The following is a 16,575-nucleotide window of genomic DNA, read 5'->3' as shown; positions in this document are numbered from 1 at the left end:
TGTCCGTCGATCGTGTGAGCGATATGAATAACATGAACGGAGACAAACATGAAATTCAAGAACCTAGTATTACTGGCAACGGCTGTCCTGACCTTGGGCAGTGTGCATGCCGACACACTGAAACTGACGCATCAATGGCCGCAGGGCGACGGTCGCGACAAAGGCGCGCGCCACTTTGTCGATGAAGTGGTCAAGCACGATCCTTCCTTCAAGTTCCGGATTTATCCGGGCGCCTCGCTCATCAGCAATCCACTCAAGCAGATCGATGCGCTGGCCGGTGGCTCGGTCGACCTATCGATTTTTCCGCTGATTTACGCGGTCGGCAAGGCCCCTGAGTTTTCCATTACGATTTTGCCGGGAGCAATCAATAGCGTGCAGGATGCGATGCGCTTCAAGGGCACAGACTATGAAAAACGGCTGCAGGCGGTCGCCGAAAAGCAGGGTTTTCATATCCTGACATGGTGGTGGACCGAAGGCGGTATTGCCGATCGCGTGCGCCCGATTACCACGCCCGATACGGTCAAGGGCCTGAAATTCCGCGGTGCCGACCGCACCCTCGACACCATGCTGAAACAGGCCGGCGCATCGGTTTTCGCTATGCCGTCCACCGAGCTGTACAACGCGATGCAGACCGGTGTGCTGGATGGCCTGATGACCTCGTATGAAACCTTCATGAGCATGCGCCTGTATGAGCAGGTCAAGTATGCGACGCTGGGTGGCGACTACACGATCTTCGTGGTGTTCCAGCCACTGGTCATGTCGACCAAGGCGTGGAATGCGCTGACACCGGCGCAGAAGAAAATATTCGAACGGGCCGCCGACGCTACCCAGGCCAACTTTAACGCTGAGCAGGACAAGCTCAAGGCTGAGGTCGTCGCCAAATTCAAGTCAGCCAAGGTCGATGTGCATCAAATGACGCAGGCGGAGTACAAGCAGTGGCTGGATCTGGCTAAGAAAACCGCCTGGGTCGATTACGCCAGCATCAGTCCAGAAGCCAAAGGCTTGCTGGAAGCAGTGGAAAAGCTCAGCAAATAGGGTTCGCAAAATAAGCTGGACGGACCGTTCGAGTCCGTTTCAACCAGAATAAATACGGAGACGACAAATGCATTATTTTAATCGCTGGGTAGCACGCGCCAGTACCGTTCTGGCCGTGATCGCTGCCGGGCTGCTGCTGGCTGCGACGCTGATCATCACCTGGATGGTGGTCAAGCGCAGTATCGGCATGCAGAATTCATGGGAACTGGAACTCTCGATCGAACTGATGATCGGCGCAATTTTCCTTGCTTCGCCATACACGCTAGCAACCGGCGGCCACGTCAAGATGGATCTGCTGGACGCTATCCTGCCTGAGTGCGTCAAGCATAAGCTGGCGTTTATCGCCAAGCTGGCCGGATGCCTGATTTGCCTTTACCTCGGATGGGAAGGGCTGCGCATGGCGCAGCACGCTTTCGTCACAGGCGAGCGGGCGCTGGGAATCTGGCAGCCGCTGTCCTGGCCCAAATACGCGACCATTCCGGTCGGCATGTTCATGACCGCCTTGCAGTATGTGACCAGCATGCACCAGGAGGTTAGCAGCGAGCCTCAGAAGGTAAATAGCAAGGATCAAGTAGCAAGCAGCAAGGATGCGGAGTATTGCGTGCGCTGCGATGCCAATCACAAGGAGGCAGCATCATGTCAGAACTAGAAATTGGCGCTTTGCTGTTTGCCGTTACATTCGCCGTGCTGTTTTCCGGTATCCCGATCTCGTTCGGGTTGATCCTGGTTTCCATTGGTTTTCTGTATTTTTTTGGCGATGCCGGCGGCTTGTCAACGATCCCCAATACCTTTGTAGGCGAACTGTCCAATTTTGCGCTGCTGACCATACCGCTATTCGTTCTGTTGGGCTGCACCATCGGCGCTTCGCGTGCCGGCAAGGACTTGTACGATTCGCTGCATCGCTGGATGTGCAAAATACCAGGCGGCCTGGTCATTGCCAATATTTTTGGCTGCGGCTTGTTTGCCGCGATGTGCGGCTCCAGTCCTGCCACCGCCGCTGCGATCGGGCGCGTAGGCATTCCCGAAATGATCCGGCGTAACGTCCCACCGCGGTTGGCAACCGGTGCAATTGCCGCCGGCGGCACGCTCGGAATCCTGATTCCGCCATCGCTGACCTTCATTATTTACGGCATTGTCACCCACACCTCGATTGCGCGCTTGTTCCTGGCCGGCGTCGTTCCCGGCATCATGCTGGTGACGATATTCGCCGCCTATGCCTGGGCCAGCAGCTACCGCCAACTGCGCAACAATCCGCTGCAAGTCATCGAAAGCTACACGCTTAGCGAAAAAATGTCAGGATTGATTCGCATTCTCCCCTTTTTGGCGATCATCATCTCGGTGACCGTGGTGATGTACGGCGGCTTTGCCACACCGTCCGAAGTGGCTGCGATTGCCGCCTTCCTGGCGCTGGTGATGGTAGTGGTGGTGTACCGGACCTGGCGCTTGACTGAACTCTGGCTCATCATGCGCGAAGCTGTGCGCGAATCCTGCATGATCCTGATGATCGTGGCCGGCGCTGCAGTGTATGCGTACATGATGTCCTACCTGTACATCACGCAAAGCCTGGCGGAATGGATGTTCAGCTGGAATCTCGGCAACTGGGAACTTATCCTGATCCTGAATGTGTTCTTGCTGATTGCCGGCTTCTTCCTGCCGGCGGTCTCAATTATCCTGATGAGCATGCCGGTGATTCTTCCAGTGCTAATCCACAGCAATATAGATCTAGTCTGGTTCGCCGTGATGATGACGATCAATCTGGAAATCGGTCTTATCCATCCGCCGCTGGGACTTAATCTGTTTGTGATCCGCGGCGTCGCGCCTGAAGTTCCATTGCGGGACATCATGATGGGCGCCTTACCATTCGTTGGCATCATGCTGGTCTTCATCGTGTTGCTGGCAGTGTTCCCAGGCATCGCCACCTGGCTACCCGAAACCTTAATGGGGCCTGCATGAGTAAGCGCGCCCGTACCAAACTTGTGATGCCGGCCGAGACCGGCGACGAAACCAGTAAGCGAGGAAAATGATGTCCGATTTGATGCAAGACCAAGCACCTGGCCTCACGCTGGACGGTGCGGTGGCGACGATCACTCTACGCCGGCCGCGTCAGCATAACCGCATCGCGCCGGAAGATTCAGACGTGATTCGCCAATACCTGACGCAGTTGGAAACGACGCCCGGATTGCGCCTGCTAATCCTCACTGGCACCGGAGAAAAAACCTTTAGCTCCGGTTACACGTTGGGCGCGATCCGTGACCAGCTCGACAGCCGCTTTGAAGACATGCTGGACCATTTCGAACGGTTTGCGTTGCCGACCCTGTGCGTGCTGAACGGCAGCGTCTATGGCGGCGCCACCGATCTGGCGCTTTGTTGCGATTTTCGTATCGGCTTGCACGGCAGTCGCATGCTGATGCCGGCATCCCGCATCGGCTTGCATTATTACCCCGGCGGAATTCGGCGCTACGTCACGGTATTGGGCCTTGCTGCGTCCAAAAAATTATTCCTCACCGCGCAGACCATTGGCGATCAAGAGATGTTGCGCATAGGTTTTCTAAGCGAACTGGTAGCAACCGACGAACTCGACGCCACTGTGCGCGCATATGTGGACGGTATTCTCGCGTGCGAACCCAAGGTGGTCACTACCATAAAAGCCGATCTGATGGCGATGGCGGAGGGTACTGCTGAAGAGACCGTACTGCGCGCGCATTACGCCGAATCCCTGAAGTCGCCTGAACTTACGGCCCGGCTCGATGCGATGAATAAACATAATCGCAGTTAATGCCGTTTTTATAGATATATGGGTGACTGTAGGGATTGGGGCGCAGTGGAACGGTGAACCAACTTAAATGGCGCCTGACGCTATTCTCAAAACTCATATTTAGGCGAAATTCACAAAAATCATTTCTAGAATGTATTTTGGAGAACCGAAAACAGCCTTTGCATCATAATTACAACAATCTATATTGAAAGTCTCAAAATCGGTCGCGATGTTGGTATCTCGTTTTTGGGTTTTTATTAGTACCAACAGAGATACCAATAAAATGTTGGTATCTCATGGTATCGGGCTCAACTGCGTGAGACAACAAAAAACCCGCTATGCTGGGAGGCATGCGGGTTTTGAGACTACTCGATACAGTATAAAACATTCTGTTGGTGCCGGGAGCCGGAATCGAACCGGCACGGTGTCTCCACCGCGGGATTTTGAGTCCCGTGCGTCTACCTATTCCGCCATCCCGGCAACGCGTCCGCAATTATCACCGATACCCGCCTTATATGCAACAATTTCATGCGACTGGCGTGGGTATACGTGAATCCGAAAGCGTATCATCGCGGCCTAGATCTGCAGAATTTGCCTTGGGTACATCCAGACACAATGCTTCACTCGCGGTTTTTGTCGCTTTTCATGCAAGGCTGGTTTGGGGCAGATAGCGTGTCGTCTTTGGCTTGTAAAGAGGTGATCGAATTATTCTCATCTTGCTAGTATTCGTGCTTTATGGGTAATTTTTTCAGGGATAATATTGCTGAATTAGCCCTTGACAGAGCTTATGCAGGGTAGCCAAACCGGACGTGAAGTTAGTAAAAGTTATACAGAGAAACAGACTACACACCTTAGCGCTCCGTTATCTCAATCGACCCGCACGAAAAATTAATATTAGAAAACAACATGGCTAAAGAAAAAGCAGTAAAAGAAGAACCGTTAGATAAGCAACTCTGGAAGGCCGCCGACAAGCTGCGGAAAAATATTGATGCCGCCGAGTACAAGCACATCGTGCTTGGATTGATTTTTCTAAAATACATTTCCGATTCGTTTGAAGAGCATTTTGCCAAGCTGAAAGCGGGCGAAGGCGAATATGCCGGCGCTGACCCCGAAGACAAAGATGAATACAAAGCCGAGAACGTGTTCTTCGTTCCTGCGGATGCGCGCTGGTCGTTTTTACTATCCCATGCAAAGCAACCTGATATTGGCGTCTTTGTCGATGACGCGATGGATGCTATCGAAAAAGAAAACGCTTCGTTGAAAGGCGTATTACCCAAGGTGTTTGCCAGGCAAAATCTTGATCCAACCAGTTTGGGCGATCTGATTGATCTGGTGGGTAACATCGCATTGGGCGATGCCAAAGCTCGCAGTGCCGATGTGCTGGGTCATGTATTTGAGTATTTCCTTGGTGAGTTTGCGCTTGCCGAGGGCAAGCAAGGCGGACAGTTTTACACGCCGCGCAGCATCGTTGAACTGTTAGTGAAAATGCTGGAACCCTATCACGGCCGGGTGTTCGACCCTTGCTGCGGTTCTGGCGGCATGTTTGTGCAATCAGAAAAATTCGTCGCAGAACATCAAGGCCGCATCAACGATATTTCCATTTATGGGCAAGAAAGCAATCAGACCACCTGGCGCCTGGCGCGAATGAATCTCGCGATTCGCGGCATCGATAGCTCACAGGTGAAATGGAACAATGAAGGCTCGTTTTTAAATGATGCCCACAAAGACCTCAAAGCCGATTACATCATCGCCAACCCACCGTTTAACGTCAGCGACTGGAGCGGCGAATTGCTGCGCAAGGATGGTCGCTGGCAATATGGCACGCCGCCCGCAGGCAATGCCAACTTTGCCTGGTTGCAGCACTTTGCCTTCCATCTCGCGCCAAATGGCCAAGCCGGCGTGGTGCTGGCCAAAGGTGCGCTCACTTCCAAATCCAGTGGCGAAGGCGATATTCGCAAAGCGCTGATTGAAGATGGCAACCTGATCGACTGCATCGTGAATTTGCCTGCCAAGTTGTTTTTAAACACGCAGATTCCAGCGGCCTTGTGGTTCATGAGCCGCAATCGGAAGAATGGTAAATTCAGGAATCGCAGCGGAGAGATTTTGTTTATCGATGCGCGCAACCTGGGGCATCTGATCAATCGCCGTACCCGCGAACTGTCCTCCGACGATCTGAAGCAAATTACCGACACTTATCACAATTGGCGCAACCCCGAAGGTGATTATGAGGACGTAAAAGGCTTTTGTTGTTCCGCCAGCATTGCGCGTGTAAAGGAGTTGGACTATGTGCTGACTCCGGGGCGTTATGTCGGACTGCCCGATGAAGAAGATGATTTCAATTTTTCTGAACGGTTCGCTGCCCTCAAAGCCGAGTTTGAAGCGCAAGTAAATGAAGAAGAAGCACTCAACGATGCGATTAGGAAAAATTTGCAAAAGGTTGAGTTATGAGTGAATGGCGAGAAGGTAAGTTGGGGGAAATCGTCACCTTTCAAAGAGGTTTCGATATCACCCAAAAGGAGCAAAGCTTAGGCAGCTACCCTGTCGTCTCATCATCTGGCATCAAGAGTTACCATAATGCCAGCAAGGTAAATGGACCTGGGGTAGTTATTGGTCGTAAGGGGACGCTCGGTTCAGTATTCTATTTGAGGGAAGATTTTTGGCCACATGACACTACGCTTTGGATTAAAGATTTCCATGGGAATCATCCCTTTTTCATCTATTACTATCTAAAAAAATTTGAGTTTGAACGTTATGACGTCGGTTCTTCAAATCCAACATTAAATAGAAATCACATTCATCTTTTACCTGCATTATGTCCGGCCCTCCCCGAACAGAAAGCCATCTCCGCCGTCCTCAGCAGTCTGGACGATAAAATCGATCTGTTGCATCGCCAAAACAAAACCCTAGAAGCGATGGCCGAAACACTGTTCAGACAATGGTTTGTGGAAGATGCTCGGGAAGGGTGGGAAGCAAAATTCTTAAGCGGGATTGCGCATTTTCTGAATGGTTTGGCTTGCCAGAAATATCCGCCAAAAAATTCCATTGATAGATTGCCTGTTTTGAAGATTAAAGACCTGGGTAGTGGCATTTCTGACTCTTCAGACTGGGCATCAACTGACGTAAAACCTGAATATTTTGTCGAAAATGGTGATGTTATTTTTGCTTGGTCAGCATCATTAATGGTGAAAATTTGGGATGGTGAAAAATCCATTCTTAATCAACACTTGTTTAAGGTGACCTCGGTTGATTATCCGAAATGGTTTTACTACTTTTGGTGCAGACATCATTTGGAAGAGTTCATCGCTATTTCCGCAAGCCATGCTACGACGATGGGGCATATTAAAAGAAGTGATTTAGATAGGGCGATGGTCTTAGTGCCGAAGCCTGATGAGCTTGAGTTAATGACTAGCCAAATAGAGCCTTTGTTGAATAAATCGATTGCGAATTCCAAACAAATTAAATTACTGATAAAGCTGCGAGATGGCTTGCTGCCCAAGCTGATGAGCGGTGAAGTGCGAGTGAAACACTGATGCAAAAAATACGGTTAGCGATAGAGCAATATGCGCACTGGTCGGGACTCTCGACCTACATTGATCGCATGGAGGCGGCGCTGATATCGGACTTTAGTCTCGCATTGGAAAACGCCAAGGCATTGCTGGAAACCATAGGCAAGGAAATTTGCCATGCCCGAGGTGAACCGTTGCCTGCCGCTCCAAGCATTAACGGTGTGCTAAAAAAAGCCTTTTGCTCTCTCGGCTATTCGAATGATGATTTAGTCAATAAAGTTTCCGGGTCGCTGGCAAACATTGGGCAAGAGATAGGAAATCTCAGGAACCAAATAAGCCCGACATCGCACGGTAAATCACTGGAAGAACTCAGGGAGCGCAACGATAAAGTCGATTTGCTCACACGCGAGTTTCTTATCGATAGCACCTTGGTCGTGGCGGTTTTTCTGATTCGCGCCTTTGAGGGTAGAAGAGAAGATGAAAAACCTTCACTGGCCATCGCGCAAGCAGAAGCGCAACTTGACTATCTTGAAGCGACAGACTTTAACGACTCTTGGGATGAGTCTTTCGGCGAATTTGAAATGGGTGATTATTCTTTTACCGCCAGTGAAATTCTATTTGCGGTGGATCACAAAGCTTATAAAACCGAATACCTGACATTTGCTGAAAGCGCAGCGCAATCGGAAGAATTAGATGAGGAGCAAAAATGAGTAAAAAAGACACCTCGCAACAATCCAATTTCTTGCTGTACACCTCTGCAGGTGGCGATATCAAAGTCGATGTTTACTTACAAGACGACAGCGTCTGGTTAACGCAAAATTCTATTGCAACGCTCTTTGGGGTGCAGCGTCCAGCTATCACCAAGCACTTAAAGAATATTTTTGATTCGGGCGAGTTGGACGAAAATTCAGTTAGTTCCATTTTGGAACACACTGCCGCCGACGCAAAAAAATACAATACGCGCTTCTACAATCTCGATGCCATTATCTCGGTTGGCTATCGCGTCAACTCTTACCAAGCCACGCAGTTTCGCATCTGGGCAACCCAAACCCTGAAGGAATTCATCATCAAGGGCTTTGTGCTGGATGATGATCGCCTGAAACAAGGCAATCAAGTGTTTGGCAAGGATTACTTCGATGAATTGCTGGAGCGCATACGCGAGATACGCGCCAGTGAACGGCGGTTTTATCAGAAGATTACGGACATCTATGCGTTGGCGCTGGATTACGATAAAAACGCGCCGCTGACGCAAGATTTTTTCGCAACAGTACAAAACAAATTGCACTGGGCGATAACCGGCAAAACCTCAGCGGAAATCATTTACCAAGCCGCCGATGCCACATTGCCGAATATGGGGCTGACCACTTGGAAAAACGGGCCGGAGGGCAAGATTCTAAAAAGCGACACCAGCGTTGCCAAGAACTATCTGCACGAAAAGCACATTAAAGAACTTGAACGAATTGTATCGGCGTATCTGGATTTGGCAGAGAACCGGGCGCAACGACAAATCGTAATGAATATGGCTGATTGGGTGAAATTTCTGGATGGTTTTCTGGAACTATCTAACTATCCCATTCTCGCCGACAAAGGAAAAATCAGCACAGAAACAGCCAAGCTGAAAGCCGCGCATGAGTATGAGACGTTTCGTGTGGTGCAGGATAAAAACCATCTGTCTGATTTTGACAAAGTCGTGAAACAGGTCACCAGTAAAAAGAAAGAGAAGTAGCGTGAATAAATTAACGGAAAACGCCATTGAAGCCTTCTCGATCAAACTGTTTGAAAAACTGGGCTATGACCACGTATATGCACCCGACATTGCGCCTGACGGAGAACGGCCGGAGCGGTGTCGTTACGACGAGGTAGTGCTGGTTGACCGCCTGCGGACGGCGGTACGGCGTATTAACGCATCGATTCCTTTGGCGGCACAGCAACAAGCGATTAAAGAAGTCGAACGGATTCATTCTCCTGAACTGCTCGCCAATAATGAAAACTTTCACCGCATGCTCACCGAAGGGGTGAAAGTAAGTTATCAGCGTGATGGTAATGATCGTGGCGATCTGGTGTGGCTGATTGATTTTGACACGCCTGATAACAACGAGTTTGTGGTGGCGAATCAATTTACGGTGATTGAAAACAATCAGAACAAGCGCCCGGATCTGGTGCTGTTTGTGAATGGCATACCCCTGGTGGTGATTGAGCTTAAAAATGCTGCCGCTGAAAACGCGACGATTAAATCGGCATTCAATCAGTTGCAAACCTACAAGGAGACTATTCCCAGCCTGTTTACCTATAACGCGTTGCTGGTGATTTCTGATGGGTTGGAAGCTAAAACGGGTTCGTTGTCGGCGGGTCTAAGTCGCTTTATGGCGTGGAAAACTGCGGATGGCAAATTGGAGGCATCGCCTCTGATCAGTCAACTTGAAACCTTGATTTATGGGATGTTGAATAAGGTCACGTTGCTGGACTTGATTCGGCATTTCGTGGTGTTTGAAAAATCAAAAAAAGAAGACCTGCAAACCGGCATGATTAGCATCAGCACGGTCAAGAAGCTGGCCGCATATCACCAGTATTACGCGGTGAATGCAGCTGTGGCGTCCACCTTGCGCGCTGCCAGTCAAGCGGATGCGCATTGTATTCAACAATCGCCGGAAAGTTATGGCGTTCCCAGTGTCAGGACACAACCCAAAGGCGACCAAAAGGCTGGCGTGGTATGGCACACCCAAGGCAGTGGCAAGTCCTTGTCAATGGTGTTTTATACCGGCAAAATTGTGTTATCTCTGGATAACCCTACGGTGTTGGTGATTACCGACCGCAATGATCTGGATGATCAGTTGTTTGATACGTTCGCGGCTTCGTCGCAATTGTTGCGGCAGGAGCCTAAGCAGGTTGAAGACCGGCAACAATTAAAAAGCCTGTTGAGTGTCGCTTCAGGTGGTGTGATTTTTACTACCATCCAAAAGTTTCAGCCGGAAGAAGGCAATGTGTTTGAAGAGCTTTCACCCCGGAGAAATATTGTGGTGATTGCCGATGAAGCGCATCGCACCCAATACGGTTTTAAAGCCAAAATCATAGATGAGAAGACTGCTCAAGGTGAAGTAATCGGTAAAAAAGTAGTGTACGGTTTTGCCAAGTACCTGCGCGATGCCTTGCCCAATGCCACCTATTTGGGATTTACCGGCACACCGATTGAAAATACGGATGTAAATACGCCTGCCGTATTTGGCAATTATGTGGATATTTACGATATTGCTCAAGCAGTAGAAGACGGTGCGACAGTACGTATTTATTACGAAAGCCGTCTGGCCAAAGTTGCATTAAGCGACGAAGGGAAAAAGATGATTGCTGAGCTGGACGAGGAGCTGGAACAAGACGAATTAAACGAAACCCAAAAAGCCAAGGCCAAGTGGACACAAATGGAAGCTTTGGTCGGTAGCGAAAACCGCATCAAGAATATTGCGCAAGATATAGTGCATCATTTTGAAGCACGGCAAGAGGTGTTTTCTGGCAAGGCCATGATCGTGAGTATGTCGCGTCGCATTGCGGCTGATTTATATGAACAAATCATCAAGCTGAAACCCGAATGGCATTCCGATGATTTGAATAAAGGCATGATCAAAGTGGTGATGACGGCTTCATCGTCGGACGGCCCTAAACTCGCTAAACATCACACTACCAAGCAGCAGCGTAAAACCTTGGCAGATCGAATGAAAGAGTGTGATGACGCGCTAAAGCTTGTGATTGTGCGAGATATGTGGCTAACCGGTTTTGACGCGCCTAGTATGCACACGCTGTATATCGATAAGCCGATGAAGGGGCATAGCCTGATGCAGGCAATTGCACGGGTCAATCGAGTTTATAAAGATAAGCCTGGTGGTTTGGTGGTGGATTATCTGGGGATTGCGTCTGACCTGAAGCAAGCCTTGTCGTTCTACTCGGACGCGGGAGGCAAAGGTGATCCGACTTTAGCGCAAGAACAAGCGGTACAAGTGATGCTTGAGAAAATCGAAGTGGTGTCTGCCATGTATCACGGGTTTTCTTATGAAGATTTTTTTGCAGCAGATACGTCTCAAAAACTGTCTTTGATCCTAGCGGCCGAAGAGCATATTTTAGGCTTGGATGAGGGCAAGAAACGTTATATCAATCAGGTCACCGCTTTATCCCAAGCTTTTGCAATTGCTATTCCTCATGAGCAGGCGATGGATGCCAAAGATGAAGTTGCGTTCTTCCAGGCAGTAAAAGCACGATTGTCAAAATTTGACAGCGTTGGTTCAGGTCGTAGCAATGAAGAGATAGAAACAACGATTCGGCAGGTAATTGATAAAGCACTCGTGTCTGAACAGGTAATCGATGTATTTGATGCAGCAGGGATCAAGAAGCCTGACATTTCGATTTTGTCGGATGAGTTTTTGGCTGAACTTAAAGGCATGGAGCATAAAAATGTCGCGCTGGAAACACTCAAAAAATTGCTTAACGACGAGTTAAAGGCGAGAGCTAAAAAGAACCTGGTGCAAAGTAAATCATTGATGGAAATGCTGGAAAACGCCATCAAGAAATACCACAATAAAATACTGACCGCAGCCGAAGTGATGGACGAGCTGATCAAAATCAGTAAAGAAATTGTCGCGTCTGATGATGAGGCAAAAGCGCTTGGCTTAACGGATTTTGAGTATGCGTTTTATACGGCAGTTGCCAGCAATAACAGCGCCAAAGAGCTGATGCAGCAAGATAAATTGCGTGAATTAGCCGTGATTTTGACCCAAAAAGTACGCGAAAATGCGTCGATAGACTGGACTATTAAGGAGAGCGTCCGGGCCAAGTTGAAAGTGATCGTCAAGAGAACACTGAGACAATTTGGCTATCCACCTGATATGCAGTTGCTGGCCACAGAGACGGTAATGAAGCAGGCGGAAATGATCGCTAATGAGCTGGCTGGGAAGTAGTTGCATGAATAGGCAGAGCAAAACAAGCCATGTAATGACCATTTCAGTGATTGGGCTTCCTACCCCGGTCTTCGCTCCGATGAAAGCCTAGCCGCGTCCATGCTCAATCTTATCTGGATCAGTTTTTTTATCGTGGCTTTTCTTACCGCTTGCGTGCAAGCGGTATTTTTTGGCCAGCTTGATATTTTTTCTGCGATTGTCAGGGCGATGTTCGATAGCTCCAAAACAGCGTTTGAAATTTCGCTTGGGCTCACCGGCGTGATGACGCTTTGGCTCGGGATTATGAAAATCGGCGAGAACGCCGGATTCATGGCGGCGTTGGCGCGCGCGCTGAATCCTTTGTTCGCCCGGATATTTCCGGCTATTCCGGCCAATCATCCGGCGCTCGGCGCGATGACGATGAATATTGCGGCCAATATGCTGGGTTTGGATAATGCCGCCACGCCGATGGGATTAAAAGCGATGCAGGAACTGCAGACGCTGAATCCGGACAAGGATACAGCCAGCAATGCGCAGATCCTGTTTTTGGTGATCAATACCGCATCGGTGACGCTGTTTCCGGTCACCATCTTTGCCTATCGGGCCCAGCTCGGCGCTGCCGACCCGACTGATGTCTTCATTCCGATTTTGATCGCGACCTATATTTCGACCCTGTTCGGTTTTATTGCGGTGGCGCTGGTGCAGAAAATTAACTTATTCGATCGCGTGATTCTGACTTACATGGCCGTGTTAAGTCTGCTGGTGGGCGGGTTGACGTTGTGGTTTGCGCATTTATCCGCAGCGCAGATGCAGGCGCAATCTTCGTTGATCAGCAATTTCCTGCTGTTGTTGCTGGTGGTGGTGTTTATCGGTGGCGCAGCGCTGAAACGGGTCAATGTGTATGACGCTTTCATCGACGGCGCCAAGGAAGGTTTTGCCACCGCGGTGCGGATTATTCCGTATCTGGTCGCGATGCTGGTCGGGATTGCCGTGCTCAGGGCCAGCGGCGCACTCGATTTGCTGATGAATGCCATCAGGTATGCAGTAGCCGGCATCGGCTGGGACACCCGGTTTGTCGATGGGGTGCCGACCGCATTGATGAAAACCCTGTCGGGCAGCGGCGCGCGCGGAATGATGATCGACACCATGAAAACCGAAGGCGCGGATTCGTTCGCCGGTCATCTGGTTTCGGTGATACAGGGCAGCACCGAAACCACGTTTTATGTACTGGCGGTGTACTTCGGTTCGGTCGGCATCAAGCATACGCGCCACGCGGTCCAGTGCGGACTGTTTGCCGACCTGGTCGGTTTTATCGCGGCGGTGGCGGTGACTTATCTGTTTTTTGGCTAAGCTTCGCTACTATTGAGTCTCCTATAAGGGACTTCCAAACCGAGGTGGTTCTTGTAGGAGCGCACCCGGGCGCGACCAACGGCTGCAGTCTGGCGACTGCTTCGCGCCCGGGTGCGCTCCTACAAAATCGCACTATTTTGTTCTTGATCCGTTTCTCAGACGTTCAGACTGGGGTATGCAGATTTGGTGCGATAACGGCGGCCGGCCAGCCAGCAGCTTAGCCCGGCAAGGGCAAAACCGAGTTGGCCGAGCGCCAGCCAGAGTACCGACGCACTGAGCAGCGGTGCGATGATGCCGGCAACCAAAGCGGCCAGCATGGTCTGGAAGAAGGATTGGCAGGAAGCGACGATGCCGCGAATATCCGGAAACAGATCCATTACCATCAGCATCACTCCGGGAGCCGCGACCGACATGCCAAAGGTATACAGCATCAGAGGCAGCACCGACCACGGCAATGCTGGAGGGAAGAATAGATGGTATGCCACGTTGAACAAGCCGGCACCGACTAAAAAGGCGTATCCGACCATAACCTGCTGCGGGATGGTGATGCGGCCGGCCAACCGGTTGGCGCTAAACGCGCCCAGAAAAATCCCTGCCACGGTGGGAATGAATTGCCAGCCGAATTGACTCGTGCTCAATCCGAGATGTTGGGTAATGAATACCGGTGCCGCAGCAACATACAAAAACAAGCCGGCAAAATTGAAAGCAAGCGTGCCCGCCTTGAAATGAAATGGCAGCGAGCGAAAAACTTTTTGGTAGCTCACCGATAAAAATCGTAGATTAAACGGTTGCCTATTTTCAGGCGGCAGCGATTCCGGCAAATTGCGGTAGCAATACCACAGCAGCAGCGCACTGTAGGCGAACATGAACAGAAAAATCGCGCGCCAGTCCAGCAACAGGACAATCCAGCCGCCAATCAGCGGAGCAATTGCCGGCGCGATCGAAAAAATCATCGTCACCAGCGACAACAGCCGCTGCGCCGGAGCGCCGGTATACAGGTCGCGGATGATGGCGCGGCCGATCACCACGCCGGCACCGGACGACATGCCCTGCAGGATGCGAAACGCCCACAAATATTCAACGCTGTGAGAAGCAGCGCAACCGAGCGAGGCCAGCGCGAACACCACCAGCGCGCCGAGGATGATGTTGCGCCGGCCAAAAGCATCGGACAACGCGCCATGCCACAGAATCATGACGGCGAACGAAAACATGTAGGCAGTGAGCGTTTGCTGCACTTCCATCGGACTGGCTTGCAGCGCCGCCTGCATGCTGGGGAAAGCCGGCAAGTAGGTGTCGACCGAAAACGGACCGAGCATGGACAGCGCAGCCAGCATCAATGCCAGACCGCCGGAGCCCAGCAGCGCGGCCCGGTTTATGGCTGGAGGAGGGCTGGTTTCAGATGACATGGTGGGGATTCTTTCTGACAGGGCCGGTTCGGGCTGCTGCCGAACCGTTCGCCCAATTTTAAAAATATACGTTACGGTTCAGACGGATATATGAGACTTCTAAACTGAAGTGGTTTTTGTAGGAGCGCACCCGGGCGCGATCAACGTCCGCAGTCTGGCGACTGCTTTCGCGCCCGGGTGCGCTCCTACAGAGCTGCAGCACCACTTCTATCTGCATTAGCAGGTCGGCTGAATAGCTGCAAATATAGATAATTACATGGGAGTATATGCAAATATTGCCATGTCCCCGCACTATTTCATCAGCACTTCAAAAATACATTATTCAGTATATTTTAAGCATCAAAATATCCGGAAAAAAGCGCTGCCTCAATGTTCTTTGGGTTTGGCTTCTTCGCGCCGGTTAAAGCCGGCCACCATATCGAAGCGGAACAGCCGGCATTCCAGCGCGCCGTTGAAGAATGGCGTCTTGCGCGCTTCTTTCAAGCGCAGCATTTTGGGCACGGTCAGGTCGGCTGAGAACAGGAATACTTTCCAGCCGGCGAAACGCTGCTTCAAGGTGGTGCTAAATGCGCTGTAAAAAGAACCGGTCATTTCATCGGCTTCGATGGTGCTGTCGCCGCGCACGCCGATCCGTTCGCCGTACGGCGGGTTGGTCAGCAGGATGCCGGGAATTTCGGTAGGCGGTTTGATTTCCTGCGCTTCAATTTGTTTGAGCGGCACCTCGAACAGGATGCCGGCGTTGCGCAGATTTTCGCGCGTCATCGCAATCGCGTCGCCGGAAATATCGCTGCCGAAAATGCTCGGTTCAGTCGGCAGCGGATGTGGCTTGACGTTGCCTTTGATGGCAAGCCAGGCGGCGTTATCGAAGCCGTGGAATTTTTCGAAGGCGAACGAACGCCGGGAGCCGGGTGGAATGCCGGCGATCATTTGCGCCGCTTCGGCCAGGATAGTGCCGGAACCGCACATCGGGTCAAACAGCGGAATGCCGGGTTTCCAGCCGGCCACCCGCAACAATCCTGCTGCCAGGTTTTCGCGCAGCGGCGCGTCGCCGGTATCGAGCCGCCAGCCGCGCTTGAATAAGGCCTCGCCGGAAGTGTCGAGATACAGCGTGAAATGGCGCGCATCGAGAAAGCCGACGATGCGGATGTCCGGGTTGTGGGTGTCGACCGATGGCCGCTTGTCGAACTGGTCGCGGAAACGGTCGCAAATCGCATCCTTGATCTTCAGCGTGGTGAATTCAAGGCTGCGCAGCGGCGACTTGATCGCCGTGACATCGACCCGGATCGTATGGTCGACGCTAAACCAGTCTTCCCATTCCTGCGCCAGCGTCAGGTCGTAGATATGGTTTTCATTCAGGTAACTGATGTGCGCCATGCGCATCAGCACGCGTGAAGCGATGCGCGAATGCAGGTTGATCTGGTAGGCATCGGTCAGTTCGCCCGAGCAATGGACGCCGCCGGGAACCTGATTGTGGACCTTGAGCGTCGGTGTGTATTGCTGGCCGATTTCGAGCAGTTCTTCGGCTAATGCTGCTTCCAGGCCGCGTGGGCAAGGACAAAAATAGGAATGTGCCATGGGGAACCCTTTATCCGTTATGTTGCAAA

The 16,575-nt window shown here is 51.2% G+C and carries 12 protein-coding genes and 1 tRNA gene; 10 read left to right on the top strand and 3 right to left on the bottom strand.

Annotated features, from left to right (window positions below; translation table 11 throughout):
• The first annotated feature begins 48 nt into the window (after positions 1–48).
• The 4 genes from dctP (at position 49) to KGFNPO_RS11860 (ending at position 3,811) form a co-directional block, all read left to right on the top strand.
• Positions 49–1,035 carry a TRAP transporter substrate-binding protein DctP gene (dctP, locus tag KGFNPO_RS11875; protein ID WP_472631482.1) on the top strand — a complete coding sequence of 329 codons (987 nt, stop codon included), beginning with the start codon at positions 49–51 and terminating at the stop codon, positions 1,033–1,035.
• A 67-nt stretch (positions 1,036–1,102) separates the two neighbouring features.
• Positions 1,103–1,684 (top strand): TRAP transporter small permease, encoded by a 582-nt coding sequence (locus KGFNPO_RS11870; protein WP_472631481.1) that lies wholly within the window; start codon positions 1,103–1,105, stop codon positions 1,682–1,684.
• Positions 1,672–2,988: a TRAP transporter large permease gene (locus tag KGFNPO_RS11865; protein ID WP_472631480.1), complete on the top strand. Its 1,317-nt coding sequence runs from the start codon at positions 1,672–1,674 to the stop codon at positions 2,986–2,988. Before KGFNPO_RS11870 ends, KGFNPO_RS11865 begins: the two co-directional genes overlap by 13 nt.
• Before the next feature lie 70 nt (positions 2,989–3,058).
• A complete protein-coding gene (locus KGFNPO_RS11860; protein ID WP_472631479.1) occupies positions 3,059–3,811 on the top strand; it encodes an enoyl-CoA hydratase/isomerase family protein in 753 nt (250 codons plus the stop codon).
• Positions 3,812–4,183: 372 nt separating this feature from the next.
• On the opposite strand, the gene KGFNPO_RS11855 is transcribed toward KGFNPO_RS11860, so the two are convergent.
• Positions 4,184–4,270 (bottom strand) — tRNA-Leu (locus KGFNPO_RS11855).
• Positions 4,271–4,696: 426 nt separating this feature from the next.
• Between KGFNPO_RS11855 and KGFNPO_RS11850 the strand changes: the two genes are divergently transcribed.
• From KGFNPO_RS11850 to KGFNPO_RS11825, 6 genes are all read left to right on the top strand, one after another.
• Positions 4,697–6,238, top strand: coding sequence for a type I restriction-modification system subunit M (locus tag KGFNPO_RS11850; RefSeq protein WP_472631478.1), 1,542 nt, complete (start codon positions 4,697–4,699; stop codon positions 6,236–6,238).
• Positions 6,235–7,320 carry a restriction endonuclease subunit S gene (locus KGFNPO_RS11845; protein ID WP_472631477.1) on the top strand — a complete coding sequence of 362 codons (1,086 nt, stop codon included), beginning with the start codon at positions 6,235–6,237 and terminating at the stop codon, positions 7,318–7,320. The genes KGFNPO_RS11850 and KGFNPO_RS11845 overlap by 4 nt, the downstream gene beginning before the upstream one ends.
• A complete protein-coding gene (locus KGFNPO_RS11840; RefSeq protein WP_472631475.1) occupies positions 7,320–8,006 on the top strand; it encodes an abortive infection family protein in 687 nt (228 codons plus the stop codon). Before KGFNPO_RS11845 ends, KGFNPO_RS11840 begins: the two co-directional genes overlap by 1 nt.
• Positions 8,003–9,022, top strand: a complete 1,020-nt coding sequence (locus KGFNPO_RS11835) for a virulence RhuM family protein (protein ID WP_472631474.1) — start codon at positions 8,003–8,005, stop codon at positions 9,020–9,022. The genes KGFNPO_RS11840 and KGFNPO_RS11835 overlap by 4 nt, the downstream gene beginning before the upstream one ends.
• Before the next feature lies 1 nt (position 9,023).
• On the top strand, positions 9,024–12,236 hold the full coding sequence (locus KGFNPO_RS11830) for a type I restriction endonuclease subunit R (protein ID WP_472631473.1): 3,213 nt from the start codon (positions 9,024–9,026) through the stop codon (positions 12,234–12,236).
• Positions 12,237–12,335: 99 nt separating this feature from the next.
• Complete coding sequence (locus tag KGFNPO_RS11825; RefSeq protein ID WP_472631472.1) at positions 12,336–13,565, top strand: nucleoside recognition domain-containing protein; 1,230 nt, start codon at positions 12,336–12,338, stop codon at positions 13,563–13,565.
• A gap of 155 nt (positions 13,566–13,720) precedes the next feature.
• Here the strand turns inward: KGFNPO_RS11825 and KGFNPO_RS11820 are convergent, their stop codons facing one another.
• A complete protein-coding gene (locus tag KGFNPO_RS11820) occupies positions 13,721–14,971 on the bottom strand; it encodes a multidrug effflux MFS transporter (RefSeq protein WP_472631471.1) in 1,251 nt (416 codons plus the stop codon).
• A 366-nt stretch (positions 14,972–15,337) separates the two neighbouring features.
• The gene (locus tag KGFNPO_RS11815; RefSeq protein ID WP_472631470.1) at positions 15,338–16,546 is read right to left on the bottom strand and encodes a THUMP domain-containing class I SAM-dependent RNA methyltransferase; all 1,209 of its coding nucleotides are present in this window, start codon (positions 16,544–16,546) and stop codon (positions 15,338–15,340) included.
• Positions 16,547–16,575: the final 29 nt, after the last annotated feature.

The organism is Gelidimonas diazotrophica, assembly GCF_055694025.1.
The sequence above is the reverse complement of the archived record's forward strand: the minus strand, read 5'-3'. Positions and strand labels throughout refer to the sequence as shown.

Coding starts and splice junctions, on each gene's coding strand:
- dctP (WP_472631482.1), top strand. CDS start 49: ATGAAATTCAAGAACCTAGTATTACTGGCAACGGCTGTCCTGACCTTG.
- KGFNPO_RS11870 (WP_472631481.1), top strand. CDS start 1,103: ATGCATTATTTTAATCGCTGGGTAGCACGCGCCAGTACCGTTCTGGCC.
- KGFNPO_RS11865 (WP_472631480.1), top strand. CDS start 1,672: ATGTCAGAACTAGAAATTGGCGCTTTGCTGTTTGCCGTTACATTCGCC.
- KGFNPO_RS11860 (WP_472631479.1), top strand. CDS start 3,059: ATGTCCGATTTGATGCAAGACCAAGCACCTGGCCTCACGCTGGACGGT.
- KGFNPO_RS11850 (WP_472631478.1), top strand. CDS start 4,697: ATGGCTAAAGAAAAAGCAGTAAAAGAAGAACCGTTAGATAAGCAACTC.
- KGFNPO_RS11845 (WP_472631477.1), top strand. CDS start 6,235: ATGAGTGAATGGCGAGAAGGTAAGTTGGGGGAAATCGTCACCTTTCAA.
- KGFNPO_RS11840 (WP_472631475.1), top strand. CDS start 7,320: ATGCAAAAAATACGGTTAGCGATAGAGCAATATGCGCACTGGTCGGGA.
- KGFNPO_RS11835 (WP_472631474.1), top strand. CDS start 8,003: ATGAGTAAAAAAGACACCTCGCAACAATCCAATTTCTTGCTGTACACC.
- KGFNPO_RS11825 (WP_472631472.1), top strand. CDS start 12,336: ATGCTCAATCTTATCTGGATCAGTTTTTTTATCGTGGCTTTTCTTACC.
- KGFNPO_RS11820 (WP_472631471.1), bottom strand. CDS start 14,971: ATGTCATCTGAAACCAGCCCTCCTCCAGCCATAAACCGGGCCGCGCTG.
- KGFNPO_RS11815 (WP_472631470.1), bottom strand. CDS start 16,546: ATGGCACATTCCTATTTTTGTCCTTGCCCACGCGGCCTGGAAGCAGCA.